General features: G+C 45.1%; 13 protein-coding genes. 6 read left to right on the forward strand and 7 right to left on the reverse strand.

The window, feature by feature from the left end; translation table 11 throughout:
* Positions 1-51: 51 nt before the first annotated feature.
* Together U9J37_RS06210 and U9J37_RS06215 are read right to left on the reverse strand one after the other, a co-directional pair.
* The gene (locus U9J37_RS06210) at positions 52-2,061 is read right to left on the reverse strand and encodes a GGDEF domain-containing protein (RefSeq protein WP_043887077.1); all 2,010 of its coding nucleotides are present in this window, start codon (positions 2,059-2,061) and stop codon (positions 52-54) included.
* Between the two features lie 232 nt (positions 2,062-2,293).
* Positions 2,294-3,034: a VP0952 family biofilm-associated protein gene (locus tag U9J37_RS06215; RefSeq protein ID WP_005473096.1), complete on the reverse strand. Its 741-nt coding sequence runs from the start codon at positions 3,032-3,034 to the stop codon at positions 2,294-2,296.
* A gap of 50 nt (positions 3,035-3,084) precedes the next feature.
* Between U9J37_RS06215 and U9J37_RS06220 the strand changes: the two genes are divergently transcribed.
* Entirely contained in the window at positions 3,085-3,387 is a 303-nt protein-coding gene (locus tag U9J37_RS06220; RefSeq protein ID WP_038192572.1) for an MGMT family protein, read from the forward strand.
* Positions 3,388-3,409: 22 nt separating this feature from the next.
* Here the strand turns inward: U9J37_RS06220 and U9J37_RS06225 are convergent, their stop codons facing one another.
* Positions 3,410-3,835 carry a YbaY family lipoprotein gene (locus tag U9J37_RS06225; RefSeq protein ID WP_005472975.1) on the reverse strand — a complete coding sequence of 142 codons (426 nt, stop codon included), beginning with the start codon at positions 3,833-3,835 and terminating at the stop codon, positions 3,410-3,412.
* Positions 3,836-4,023: 188 nt separating this feature from the next.
* Between U9J37_RS06225 and tesB the strand changes: the two genes are divergently transcribed.
* Positions 4,024-4,884, forward strand: a complete 861-nt coding sequence (gene tesB, locus U9J37_RS06230) for an acyl-CoA thioesterase II (protein ID WP_043887087.1) — start codon at positions 4,024-4,026, stop codon at positions 4,882-4,884.
* Positions 4,885-4,927: 43 nt separating this feature from the next.
* Here the strand turns inward: tesB and U9J37_RS06235 are convergent, their stop codons facing one another.
* Positions 4,928-5,386, reverse strand: coding sequence for an Lrp/AsnC family transcriptional regulator (locus tag U9J37_RS06235; RefSeq protein WP_005473090.1), 459 nt, complete (start codon positions 5,384-5,386; stop codon positions 4,928-4,930).
* A 143-nt stretch (positions 5,387-5,529) separates the two neighbouring features.
* Between U9J37_RS06235 and U9J37_RS06240 the strand changes: the two genes are divergently transcribed.
* On the forward strand, positions 5,530-6,624 hold the full coding sequence (locus U9J37_RS06240) for a PLP-dependent cysteine synthase family protein (RefSeq protein ID WP_005472944.1): 1,095 nt from the start codon (positions 5,530-5,532) through the stop codon (positions 6,622-6,624).
* Positions 6,625-6,697: 73 nt separating this feature from the next.
* Here the strand turns inward: U9J37_RS06240 and U9J37_RS06245 are convergent, their stop codons facing one another.
* Complete coding sequence (locus U9J37_RS06245) at positions 6,698-7,015, reverse strand: DUF1244 domain-containing protein (protein WP_005473015.1); 318 nt, start codon at positions 7,013-7,015, stop codon at positions 6,698-6,700.
* A gap of 156 nt (positions 7,016-7,171) precedes the next feature.
* Positions 7,172-8,050, reverse strand: a complete 879-nt coding sequence (locus U9J37_RS06250) for a Tim44 domain-containing protein (RefSeq protein WP_005473077.1) — start codon at positions 8,048-8,050, stop codon at positions 7,172-7,174.
* 192 nt (positions 8,051-8,242) lie between these two features.
* On the opposite strand from U9J37_RS06250, the gene U9J37_RS06255 reads away from it, so the two are divergent.
* The 3 genes from U9J37_RS06255 (at position 8,243) to U9J37_RS06265 (ending at position 11,760) form a co-directional block, all read left to right on the forward strand.
* Positions 8,243-8,833: a TetR/AcrR family transcriptional regulator gene (locus U9J37_RS06255; RefSeq protein ID WP_005473045.1), complete on the forward strand. Its 591-nt coding sequence runs from the start codon at positions 8,243-8,245 to the stop codon at positions 8,831-8,833.
* 26 nt (positions 8,834-8,859) lie between these two features.
* Positions 8,860-10,731, forward strand: a complete 1,872-nt coding sequence (locus U9J37_RS06260) for an MFS transporter (protein ID WP_005472997.1) — start codon at positions 8,860-8,862, stop codon at positions 10,729-10,731.
* Between the two features lie 105 nt (positions 10,732-10,836).
* Positions 10,837-11,760 carry a YeiH family protein gene (locus U9J37_RS06265; RefSeq protein WP_005473087.1) on the forward strand — a complete coding sequence of 308 codons (924 nt, stop codon included), beginning with the start codon at positions 10,837-10,839 and terminating at the stop codon, positions 11,758-11,760.
* A gap of 2 nt (positions 11,761-11,762) precedes the next feature.
* On the opposite strand, the gene U9J37_RS06270 is transcribed toward U9J37_RS06265, so the two are convergent.
* The gene (locus U9J37_RS06270; RefSeq protein ID WP_005473024.1) at positions 11,763-11,930 is read right to left on the reverse strand and encodes a hypothetical protein; all 168 of its coding nucleotides are present in this window, start codon (positions 11,928-11,930) and stop codon (positions 11,763-11,765) included.
* Positions 11,931-12,021 lie beyond the last annotated feature (91 nt).

A 12,021-nucleotide genomic window follows, 5' to 3' on the forward strand; every position in this document is an offset into this window, starting at 1 on the left:
AGAATCACCGAAAAAATGGTGTTTTTGATTCAACTGCTTAGTGTGTAACCACTATTGGTTCAAACAAACAACTTTTGAACGGGCTTCTTTCGTTTTAACGTAATCACTACGCGCATGTTTATGCTCATACATTGCTAAATCGGCTTGGTGCATGACTTCTTGTAAACTCATAAACGATCGCCCCGCTTCAGAAGCCCCAAAAGCCAAAGACACGTTAAACGAAAGGCTTCGGTCGTGCGACACAAATGGAATCGTGCTCAACCTATGTTTTAACCGGGCAAGACGAGGCAGGTCTATTTTTCCAACCAGAACGAATTCGTCCCCACCAATACGATAGCTACTGCCATGCCAACAGCGTTCAATATGACCACTCACACAGCGCAGTACTTGGTCACCCACTTCATGCCCGTAGGTATCATTGATTTGCTTGAACTTGTTCACATCGAGATAAATCAGAGTTTCATCACCGTTTACACCACTGCGGTATTTTTGCTTCAGCGCTCGACGATTCTTAAGACGGGTCAAGTTGTCAGTGTTTGATTGACTGTGCAAGTACATCGCCACCACCACCAAAAAGCCAAGCACTAACATAAATAGAATTTGGCTTTTACGAGAAAATGCTTGTTCAGCCTGAAGTGTCGCTTTCCAATTTGGTTGATAATCGTATTGAGACACAATTCTCTCGACATCTATCATCTTAAGGGCTCGCGTAAATAAAGGGGCCAATGAAGCGCCGAGCTCATTCTTCACAAACCCAATTGCGATCGGTGACTCGTAATAGCTGCCGATCAAAGATTCTTCCACTAAAGGCAGGACATAGTCCGAGTCACGTAATCGTTTGTTGAAGTTGGCGCGACTCACCGCCAAATAATCGATTTCCTCATTAAGTAATGCATCAAACAGGTCATCATCGCTCGAAAATGCATGCAGTGTTTTGTTTGGTAGTCGCTGTGAAAGTAGCTCCTGATAGAAGTCGTCTCTAACCACACCGATTCGTTCCGCGATGAGTTCAGACACGTTGCTGTAAACGTCCTCTTTATACCCTTCCCTTTTCACTAGGATCGCTTTTGGGAAATAATAGGGAGCAGAGAAGTAGGCAATGTTTTTGCGAATCTCCGATATCGCCATAGGAGACAACAAATCAATTTTCCGATCAATTAAATCGTGGTACATGCTTTCCCAAGACTCACCCTTTGTACTTACAATGTCGCACGACAGCATTAAAATTGCGCAAGCTTGCTGCACAACATCTGCCGTGATTCCAGATATAACTCCATTAGGGTGATAGCTCGCGAACTGACCAATATCCTCTATTTTGACTCTAAGGGGCTTCTGGTAGTTGATATTGCTGTCGATGACGGATTGACGGAGTGCCTGCTTTCGGAGATCAAATTGGTACTGTTTTACCGCTTCTCTTAGTTGTTTTTGTACCTCGGCGCTATGTACATAATCTTCAATTTTCGTCAGCAGAGGGATGTGCGTGTTTTTCGGCGAGATAATTGAGACAGGTTTGATCATCAACTGATGATTTAGAAGTTGAGCATCGAATCCAGCGAGCAGCATTGGCTTGAGTTGATTAATCGCATCAACCACACCATCAACTTGGTGTGACTCAATTAAAGACTTCGCATGTTCATGGCCGCTGTATTCGATGAGTTCAATGGATGGATAGTTGGCCGCTATCAGCTGTTTGTATATCGTTCCAGCGGGCACGCCTACTATACTGACCTGCTCTAGATCGGCATTAATTAGGCTGTAGAGATACGTGTACTCTATGTTGGTTGGGCTAGTAAATTCAAAATCACGTGCTCTCTCGTCGGTAAAGGTCACATTTGCGGCGAAATCAGCATCAGACGTCTTTACTGCGTTGAGTATCGCGCTAAAACTTGGGTAATAGACGTATTCGACGTTAAGTCCAAATTTATCTGAAATGGCATCAAATAGAATACGAGTCACAACATCGTCCGCTTCCATCGCCACTTTATATTTCGTACTCGCTACCGCCGAGTGCGCATACATCACAAAACAACATATGCACCACACGCGCCAAAAGTAAGCCATCCTAGCCGAATCCTACCTGAATAATTATGATTTCTACACGACTCTGCCTATATGATGGAAAAAATAACAAACGTTCAAACACTGTTGTTCCTTCCGTTGGAAATTAGTGAACAATGAACCACTTGAAATGTTAAATTTTTACACCACTTGTTAGGGAGAGCAAATAATGCGCAATTCTGACACACATAAGTGCATATGCCAACTGCATATAATGGGGATCATAATTGACTATTTATATGCCTGACTCTTCTTCCGCACTGCGTAAAATATAATCTGTCATCCATGCGGTGCCCAATAAGCAAAGCCAGACAACAAAGACAGGGTTAGGAACATCGATGTTGGGAGAAACAACTAAGGCCGCGAAACCAACCGTTGGTAACGTCCAGCATAATAATTTGGTCCACTTGAAGGACTTAAGTCGCGAGAGGCTCTCCATTGATGCCATGATGCCAGTGACACAAAGCGCTAACAGTGCAGCATAGGGGAGCCCAGCAATCCACATTGGGAAGACGAGGAAAAGCGCCCACCAGCGATGGGTTGTCGAGCGACTCCAATGTGCAGCAGCCCACCATGTTGCAATCACCGACAGTGTTTGAACAACAGTCACGATGGCCTCGCCAGCCAGTTTACCCGATGCTTGTGTAACCATAATGCCGACTTGAAGCGTCAAAACGATGAGAGTAGCGGTCAACACAACACCAATGCTGCTTCGTTTTGAGAAAACAACCATAAGTAAAGGGAAAAGTACCCAAACACTAACAGACAGGGCGATAGGTTGGTGAGGAAGTGTTAGCCCATAAGTGGTCATCGCGGCCATTAACACTAAACCAGAGACACCACCTTGAGGTAAAATCCAGAGCGCGGGAATGAGTAAAGCTAAAACAGGAATATCGCCTTCACTTAAACTGATCGCACGTGCACAGACAATCGCTAACAAAGTTGTTATTAAGAACTGAAATGTAGAAAATACCATGCCCTCTCCTTACTCCATTCCTTGGAAAACTGAACTAGGACTTAAAGATTATGGACCAATTTCTGATGCAAATCTTTGCAGTAATTCACCAAATTCCATGTGGGAAAGTAACAACTTACGGTGAGGTCGCAAAATTGGCAGGTTATCCTGGCTATGCACGCCATGTTGGCAAAGCACTAAATAAACTCCCAACTGGAAGTAAGCTCCCATGGCATCGAGTAATTAACAGCCAAGGAAGAATCTCATTAAAAGGAGAGGATTTGGTTCGTCAACGTAATGCCCTGATAGAGGAAGGAGTCGACGTAACGAATGATGGAAAGGTGCGCTTGAAGATCTATCGATGGCAGCCATAACGCTACCATCAATAAATTCGGATTAGTTGACTCCGATGAGCATCAACGCAACGTTGTCGCTGTTAGCTTCATCTGTGATCACTGGGTAAGAGGTATCAGTGATAAAACGAAGTTGACCATTCACTTCAATACGAGCGCTTACGCTGTATCTGTGCCTTGGGTCAATCTTTGCGCTGTCATACGCCAAATCAAATGCAAAAGGAACTTGCGCGCCATTTGTTTCAAAACGGTGTTTAGCTATTACTTTCGCGGGTGCATCCGCAAGAGAGACATCTTGAAGTGTCACCGTTACCAATGCATCGCCCGGCAAAGCAATTCGCTCTCTGTATGCGACTGTACCTGTGATCGATTGAATCTGCGCTTGCTCTGCCTCTTCATTCGGTGACTGACACCCAACCAAAACCGCGCCTAGAACCACTGACATTATTGCAAATAGTGCTTTTTTCATTAGAGCCTCTCCTGAAGGTAAATTCACGCAGATTATAGGTAGGGTTTATCTAACTGTCATTACTATCGCTCGTCAGTTGACAGATTCTTTACGCAACTTGGTTCTTGCTGACAATTAACTCAAACAGTTGTTTCTACGATCACTTATTGCATAAAATGTTAGGTATCATGAACAATAAGGGCCAACGTATGAGTAAACCGTTGAACGAACTGCTCAATTTGTTGCAGTTAGAAAAACTAGAAGAAGGTCTTTTTCGTGGCCAAAGTGAAAACTTAGGACTGCCTCAGGTATATGGTGGGCAAGTGATCGGCCAAGCGTTATCAGCCGCTCGCTACACGGTCGAGCCAGAGCGCACCGTACACTCGTTCCACAGCTATTTTCTCTATCCAGGAGATCCTGAAAAGCCAATTATCTATGATGTGGAAAACCTTCGTGATGGTAAAAGCTTCAGTACACGACGAGTAAAAGCAATTCAAAATGGGCGCCCTATTTTTTATCTTACCGCCTCCTATCACGGTGAAGCGCCGGGCTTCGAGCACCAAAATAGCATGCCGGAAATCCCCGGGCCGGAGAATTTTGCGTCGGAATCCGAGTTAGCGGCAAGAATCGAAGAGTACTTGCCAGAAAAAATCAAGAAAGCCTTCTGTGGCGAGAAGCCTATTGAAATGCGGCCTGTCACCGTCGTTAACCCACTCAACCCTAAAAAAGTGGAACCAAAACAGTACTTGTGGATTCGGGCAAATGGTGAGATGCCTGATAATCAGTTGATTCATCAATACTTGCTTGGTTATGCGTCTGATTGGGGATTCTTGGTTACTGCACTGCACCCGCACGGGGTCTCTTTGATGACACCAAACTTTCAGGTTGCAACCATTGACCACTCTATCTGGTTCCACCGACCGTTCAAAATGGATGAGTGGCTGCTTTACGTCATCGAAAGCCCAACGGCAAGCAACACTCGCGGTTTAGTGCGGGGTGAAATCTACAATCGAGAGGGTCACCTCGTTGCCACCGCAGTACAAGAAGGCGTAATGCGCTTTACTCAATAAAAATGTAAGGAGTGACGCGTCACTCCTTAACCTTTGACGATGTCTAAATCGGCAAAGCGGTCGTATATTTGATGGGTTCCATAGCAAAAGTGGAAGTCACATTCGATAACCCTTTCACACTATTGACCATTCGCTTATAAAACTCATCAAAGCACTTCATATCTTTCACCAAGACTTTCATCATGTAATCGTATTCACCAGCCATACGATAGAACTCCATCACTTCAGGAAATTCGCTGACGGTGGTAACAAAATTGTGGTACCACTCGTGTGAATGGTCACTCGTCTTCAGTTGTACGAACGCAATAAATGATAAGTCGAGCTTTTCGGCATTCAGCAACGCGACTCGCTTCTCTATGTAGCCCTCATCTTCTAGTTTTTTCAACCGTTTCCAACACGGAGTTGTCGTTAGATTCACGTGCTCTGCTAACTCATTAAGAGAGAGCGTACCGTCGGATTGAAGCAACGAAAGGATCTGCGTATCTATCTTGTCTAAACTCATTTTGCAAATTACCAGATTGGGAGAAAATAATTCTCCAATAAGACATTTTAAAAACAATAATAGCAAAGTTTTTCTCTCTTCTTAGAGGTAAATTATTGCCATAGATAAAAACAACTACCCTACGATTTTCGAGGAATCAAGTTATGTGTACAGACCACAACTGGATTAATAACGCAGTACGAAAAATCGAAGCTGATTTTCAACGTTCAGCAGACACTCACCTTTTCAAGCTCGAACTGCCGTCTCTTGAAGGCATCGACATCTACCTCAAAGATGAAAGTACCCACCCGACAGGTTCGCTCAAACATCGATTGGCTCGTTCGCTGTTTCTTTATGCGATTTGTAACGGATGGGTTGGTCCTGAAACAACAGTCATTGAAGCATCTTCAGGCAGCACTGCGGTATCTGAAGCTTACTTTGCACGATTGCTTGGTTTGCCTTTCGTTGCTGTCATGCCCAAATGCACTGCTCGCAAGAAAATAGAACAGATCGAATTTTACGGTGGTAAGGCGCACCTGGTTGACCGTTCTGACCAAATATATGATGAATCTCGTCGCCTAGCGAAAGAGTTAAACGGTCACTACATGGATCAGTTCACCTACGCCGAACGCGCAACAGACTGGCGTGGGAACAACAATATTGCCAATTCCATCTTTAGCCAAATGAAGCTCGAAGATCACCCAATCCCAAGTTGGGTTGTCATGAGCCCTGGCACAGGGGGAACCTCTGCGACCATTGGCCGCTTTATCCGCTATCAAAAATACGATACAAAACTGTGTGTCGTTGACCCAGAGAACTCCGTTTTCTTTGATTATTTCAATTCTGGAAACGCAGAGCTTAAAGGCGAAAACGGCAGCAAAATTGAGGGGATCGGTCGTCCTCGTGTCGAGCCTAGTTTTATTGCCGGTGTGGTCGATGAAATGCGCAAAATCCCCGATGCTGCGAGCGTTGCAACCGCCCATTGGTTGTCTGGTTTGATCGGCCGTAAAGTGGGTGCATCAACAGGAACTAACTTATACGGGGTTCTTCAGCTTGCATGTGAAATGAAGCAACGAGGTGAAACAGGATCAATCGTAACGTTGTTATGTGACTCTGGTGAACGCTACCTAGACACTTACTACAATGCACAATGGGTAAAAGAGAACATTGGCGACATTCAGCCTTACCTAGCACAACTTGAAATTATTCAGTCGAAAGGCTGCGTCGAAGCTGCATGCTGCGGTTCAATCACTGAATAAAATCAGACTCCACATACAGAAACAGCCCACTCACTCAGCGGGCTGTTTTTTATTATTTGTACTCTAAGAAACGTTACTTCTTCTGACGAGCTTCGAAGGCTGCAAGCTGCTCTGGCGTTGCTTTCGGTTGATGATTTTGTTTCCACTCATCGTAAGTCATGCCGTAAACACGTTCACGCGCGTCATCAATATCCAAATCAAGACCTTGATTATCCGCTTCTGCTTTGTACCATTTGCTAAAGCAATTACGGCAGAAACCCGCAAGAATCATCAGGTCGATATTTTGAACCTCTTTATTTTCATCAAGGTGTGCCAACAAGCGACGAAATGTCGCGGCGTCTAGCTTATCTTGTTCTTCTTGAGACAGGTTTTTGTATTTAAATTCAGCCACTTTACTACCCTTGTTATGATTGTTAGTGTGTAAAAATACTACCAAGTAATCGCTCCACTGAACAATCTAAATTACCCATGCCTAAAATTGCTCAGCTTAGGCTACAAACAAAAACGCCCAAGCGAAAAGCTCGGGCGTTGTCGTTATCATTCAATGTTAGCCTTGGATACCAACGATCAACCATGGCGCATTCGGCACAGTAAGATCACGCTCCAGGTGCCAGATATCAGCGATATCTTCTTCAATGCCTTCGACGGCATCACGGTAACGACCACTAAATTGAAGGCTGAGCTGTGCTTTCGAAGCATCGTAATCGGCACGAACAATTTCAGCATCAACATACATAACATCAGTATGTTGCTCGCCCTCAAGTTTCGCTCGTTCTGATTTTAGATCCGCGAACAAACTTGGAGAAACATACTCTTCGATTGTTTCCAACTGATTGTGGTTCCAAGCACCTTGCAGGATACGGTAGTGCTCACGGGAGCCATTGATAAACGCTGCATGGTCAAAACCCGGTGGGTAGTTGTGCGGCACATCGGTTTGCGAACCAAAGCCAAAACCACCTTGAGAACCCGTTTGTTGAGGTTGCTCGAAGTTGTGTACATTAGGTTGCTCAAATTTAGGAGCAGATCCGCCGAATGCTGGCTGTTGACGCTGCTGATTCATGCTGCCTTGTTTGGCTCCGAGCATGCCGCGCATCAACTTAAAGATGACAAAGGCGATCAGACCGATAATGAGAATATCCATAAACTGGATACCTTCAAACGCACCGCCAAAGAAAGCTGCGAGCAGACCACCAGCCAATAAACCACCCAGCAAGCCGCCCATTAGACCTTTTTTGCTTGAGCTTTGAGTTTTAGTGGTTTGGTCTTTACCAACCGTGTTGGTGTTTTGTTGCTGCTGTTTAGGCGCAGGAGCAGTTTTATAGCTTTTGCCAAAAGACTTACCGCCACCAAACTTTTTAGCTTCTGCGATTGGCGTAATTGCCACAGAAACCATCAGTAGAGCAACAAGAGAAAACAAACGTTTCATAGTTATCCTTTCGGGTTCTTTCAAGATAAGAGTTTGTAGTTATCTTGTTATAATAAGGGTTGGTTAGAAAGAAGCAAACTAAATACTCCGTCACACATGTATCAGAATATTGCAAATTTGCCTTCTGTTAGTTGACGCTACAGGGTGTGGCTCATTAGAATATCGAACATTGTTCATTTTACTGTAATTACCATGGCACGACGCAACGATCATACTCGCGAACAACTTATCGCACTCACTCTCGATACTGTGAAGGACTTTTTGGAACAAAACTCCTACCACGAGCTAAGTCTGCGCAAAATAGCAAACATGATCGGCTATGTACCGAGTACGCTAGTCAATGTTTTTGGTAACTATAATTTGTTGTTGCTTCACGTTGTCGCTCAAACGCTAGACGAGTTGTCGGAAGAGGCAAAAAATGTCGTCGGCGGCAGTGTTGACCACAAAACAGCACTCTACCAATTGGCGTATTGTTATCACGATTTTGCGCAAAAGCACCCTCATCGATGGCAGCTAATATTCGAGCACAATATGAATGGTGAGGCGTTGCCCGAATGGCAATCTCAACGTATCGATAGCATGACGGGAATGCTCGAACACTTACTAAGAGTGCTGGCGCCAGAGCGCAGTGAAGATGAAGTACTCAAAGCAAGTCGCGTATTATGGTCTGGTGTACATGGAATCACGCTCTTAAGCGTTGATGACAAGTTTTTCGCCGCAGACCCAATCGATGGTAAAGAACTTATCGACAATCTACTGACCAATTACCTTGTCAATTGGTGATTAAGCCCTAAAGGAATCAGGCACACATGTCGAACAACCAAACCTCTTTGTTAGGGCAGAAACGATTTCTGCCCTATTTCATTACCCAGTTTTTTGGCGCATTTAATGACAACGTTTTTAAAAATGTGTTGTTGCTATTTGTTGCTTTTGCTGGTGTCGGTGCGCTGCCAATTTCAAGTAACCTCTTCATCAACCTTGCAGCTGGTCTCTTCATCCTGCCGTTTTTTCTCTTTTCTGCCTCTGCGGGCGTCCTTGCGGACAAATATGAAAAGTCTTGGTTTATTCGAAAAGTGAAACTCGCTGAAATAGGCATCATGTGCCTTGGAGCGATTGGTTTTATTACCGAAAGTTACGTCATTCTTTTGATACTACTGTTTTTGATGGGGACTCAGTCAGCCTTCTTTGGTCCTGTCAAATACGCATTACTTCCTCAGCAATTAAAAGCCAATGAACTGGTTCCGGGTAATGCGCTTGTTGAAACGGGTACATTCTTAGCGATCTTACTTGGAACATTGGGGGCTGGTGTGATTGCTTCTGCTGAAAACGCTAAGTACATCGCCGCTGGCGCCGTCGTGCTATGCGCCGTGTTTGGCTATATTGCCAGTCGCTCCATTCCAGAAGCTCCAGCAAGTGCGCCTGATTTGTCGTTCAAGTGGCAACCCATCAAACAGACGAAACAAACCATCGCGATTGCCAAAGCAGACAAAACCATTTTTCTTGCTTTAATGGCCATCAGCTGGTTTTGGTTCCTTGGCGCGGCTTACCTGACACAGTTTCCTAACTTCACCAAAATTTACCTAAATGGAAACGAGAGCGCCGTTTCATTTTTACTTGCACTCTTTTCTGTTGGTATTGCGGTCGGTTCACTAGCATGCGACAAACTTTCCAATCACCGTATTGAAGTCGGCATCGTACCCATCGGAAGCCTGGGGATTACAATCTTTGGTGCTTTGATGGCGACGTCCATCCCTAGCTACCTCCCTGAATTCGAATCGTTTTCCCAATTTGTTAGCTATCAAGAGTTGTGGCCGCTGTTTGCTTACTTGCTATTGCTCGGCGCTTCTGGTGGCGTGTTTATCGTTCCTCTTTACGCACTAATGCAACAACGGGCAAAAGTGAATCAGCGAGCTCAAGTCATCGCGGCGCTGAACATCTATAACTCGTTGTTCATGGTTGGTAGCGCCGTGCTTGGAATTGTCTGTCTGACAGTACTGGACATGACGATTCCTCAGCTATTTACGCTGCTCGCGGTGATGAACCTACTGGTTGCGGTCTACCTGTTCATGCAGGTCCCTATATTTGTTGTGCGTTTCTTAGTGTGGATCCTGACGCACTCGATGTATCGAGTGAATCACAAAAACCTTCACCATTTGCCAGAGAAAGGCGGCGCGTTGATTGTATGTAACCACGTCAGTTACATGGATGCCCTTCTGCTCAGTGCGGTTTGCCCTCGTTTAATTCGCTTCGTGATGGAAGAAGAGTATGCAAGCCTACCTCCTTTAAGGCGCTTCTTAAAACGAGCAGGCGTGATTCCTATCTCTGCTACAAATCGTACGTCTATTCGTCGCGCTTTTAATGAGGTAGAGCAAGCGCTCTCGGAAGGTCACATTGTTTGTATTTTCCCAGAAGGGCGATTGACGTCAGATGGCGAGATGAATGAATTTATGCGTGGAATGGATTTAATACTAAGACGCAGCCCTGTTCCCGTCATTCCTATGGCGTTAAAAGGGCTTTGGGGAAGCTACTTTAGCCGCTCCAAGGGAAGAGCATTCAAAGGGCTCCCTACCCGTTTCTGGTCTCGAATTGAAATCGAAGCCGGTACGCCTGTACAACCGGCAGATGCAACAACTTCCGTAATGCACGATCGTGTCGCTAAACTTCGCGGCGATTGGCAATAACAGACAAGCGTTCAGTTTGACTGAACGCTTGTTCAAAACATTCAACTCTACTTACCAAAAACAAGTTGATACACTTGCCGTCTGAGTTTTGTCCCTGTCCCTACCATGAATAACGTAACTAAACAGTCTGTTTTTTGGCTTTCTCTGGCAATTTGCTTAACCCCCTTCATCACTTCGCCTACGGCATTGGTGATTGGTTTTTTACTTGCTTCTCTTGGTCTTGTTCCAAGTCAGTTCAATCTGGCTAAAGTCACTAAGAAGCTCCTCGCTTATTCAATCGTCGGCTTGGGCTTTGGTATCAACTTTGATCAAGCTTTGGCAGTGACATCGGATGGGATCGGGCTAATCATCGCAACCATTGTCGGCACGCTAGCCTTAGGCTGGGCCGTCACCAAATGGATTGGTCTGAACAGAAAAACGGGCTATTTAATTTCTGCAGGAACAGCAATATGTGGAGGAAGTGCCATTGCTGCGGTCTCCCCCGCCATCAAGGCTGATGACGAACAAATCGGCTTAGCGCTTGCAACTGTGTTTGTCCTAAACTCCGTTGCCTTATTTGTCTTTCCCGTCATTGGTCATGCGCTCAACTTAGATCAACATACTTTCGGCACATGGGCAGCGATTGCCATTCATGATACTTCTTCAGTTGTCGGCGCAGCATCTGCCTACGGTGAAGAAGCATTAACCACAGCTACAACGCTCAAATTAGCTCGTGCCCTGTGGATCATTCCCGTCGCCTTGTTCAGTGCGTTTTTGTTTCGCAGCGACTCGAAGAAGATTACCGTTCCATACTTCATTTTATTCTATTGCGTTGCCATCGCCGTCAGCGATTTGATTCCAAGCTTTGATTGGCTGTTTCAAGGCATCTTTGACGTATCAAAACGCGCCTTAGTGGTGTGCTTGTTCCTAGTCGGGTGTGGTATTTCGGTGGAAAAGTTGAAAGCTGCAGGTCCAAAACCGTTAATGTTTGGTGTGTCCCTTTGGGTAATTATTTCCACGACATCACTCGCGTGGTTGACCTTGTTCTAAACTCAATCAACCCCTAGACGGAATTTCGTGTGTTTTTGCTGCCGATGGCTCAGAACCATCGCAGCCACTAACAGAAACGCGCTCAGCTCAGCTAACGCCCGTATCAAGCCTTCGCTCTGTATCGCCACCACAATTTGCAGCAACACTGCAATGACCAATAACGTTTTCATAATCCTTTATATCCATAATCTCACTTAACGCTGTTTATTATGAATTAACGCTATATGTTTGCTAAATGCACATTTGGACTATGAAATTGCT

The sequence above is a fragment of the Vibrio sp. 16 genome, from assembly GCF_963681195.1.
Lineage (GTDB): Bacteria > Pseudomonadota > Gammaproteobacteria > Enterobacterales > Vibrionaceae > Vibrio > Vibrio sinaloensis_D.

What these genes read in the sequence shown, in the direction of transcription:
- U9J37_RS06210 (WP_043887077.1), bottom strand. Translation starts at nt 2,061, where the DNA reads ATGGCTTACTTTTGGCGCGTGTGGTGCATATGTTGTTTTGTGATGTAT.
- U9J37_RS06215 (WP_005473096.1), bottom strand. Translation starts at nt 3,034, where the DNA reads ATGGTATTTTCTACATTTCAGTTCTTAATAACAACTTTGTTAGCGATT.
- U9J37_RS06220 (WP_038192572.1), top strand. Translation starts at nt 3,085, where the DNA reads ATGGACCAATTTCTGATGCAAATCTTTGCAGTAATTCACCAAATTCCA.
- U9J37_RS06225 (WP_005472975.1), bottom strand. Translation starts at nt 3,835, where the DNA reads ATGAAAAAAGCACTATTTGCAATAATGTCAGTGGTTCTAGGCGCGGTT.
- tesB (WP_043887087.1), top strand. Translation starts at nt 4,024, where the DNA reads ATGAGTAAACCGTTGAACGAACTGCTCAATTTGTTGCAGTTAGAAAAA.
- U9J37_RS06235 (WP_005473090.1), bottom strand. Translation starts at nt 5,386, where the DNA reads ATGAGTTTAGACAAGATAGATACGCAGATCCTTTCGTTGCTTCAATCC.
- U9J37_RS06240 (WP_005472944.1), top strand. Translation starts at nt 5,530, where the DNA reads ATGTGTACAGACCACAACTGGATTAATAACGCAGTACGAAAAATCGAA.
- U9J37_RS06250 (WP_005473077.1), bottom strand. Translation starts at nt 8,050, where the DNA reads ATGAAACGTTTGTTTTCTCTTGTTGCTCTACTGATGGTTTCTGTGGCA.
- U9J37_RS06255 (WP_005473045.1), top strand. Translation starts at nt 8,243, where the DNA reads ATGGCACGACGCAACGATCATACTCGCGAACAACTTATCGCACTCACT.
- U9J37_RS06260 (WP_005472997.1), top strand. Translation starts at nt 8,860, where the DNA reads ATGTCGAACAACCAAACCTCTTTGTTAGGGCAGAAACGATTTCTGCCC.
- U9J37_RS06265 (WP_005473087.1), top strand. Translation starts at nt 10,837, where the DNA reads ATGAATAACGTAACTAAACAGTCTGTTTTTTGGCTTTCTCTGGCAATT.
- U9J37_RS06270 (WP_005473024.1), bottom strand. Translation starts at nt 11,930, where the DNA reads ATGAAAACGTTATTGGTCATTGCAGTGTTGCTGCAAATTGTGGTGGCG.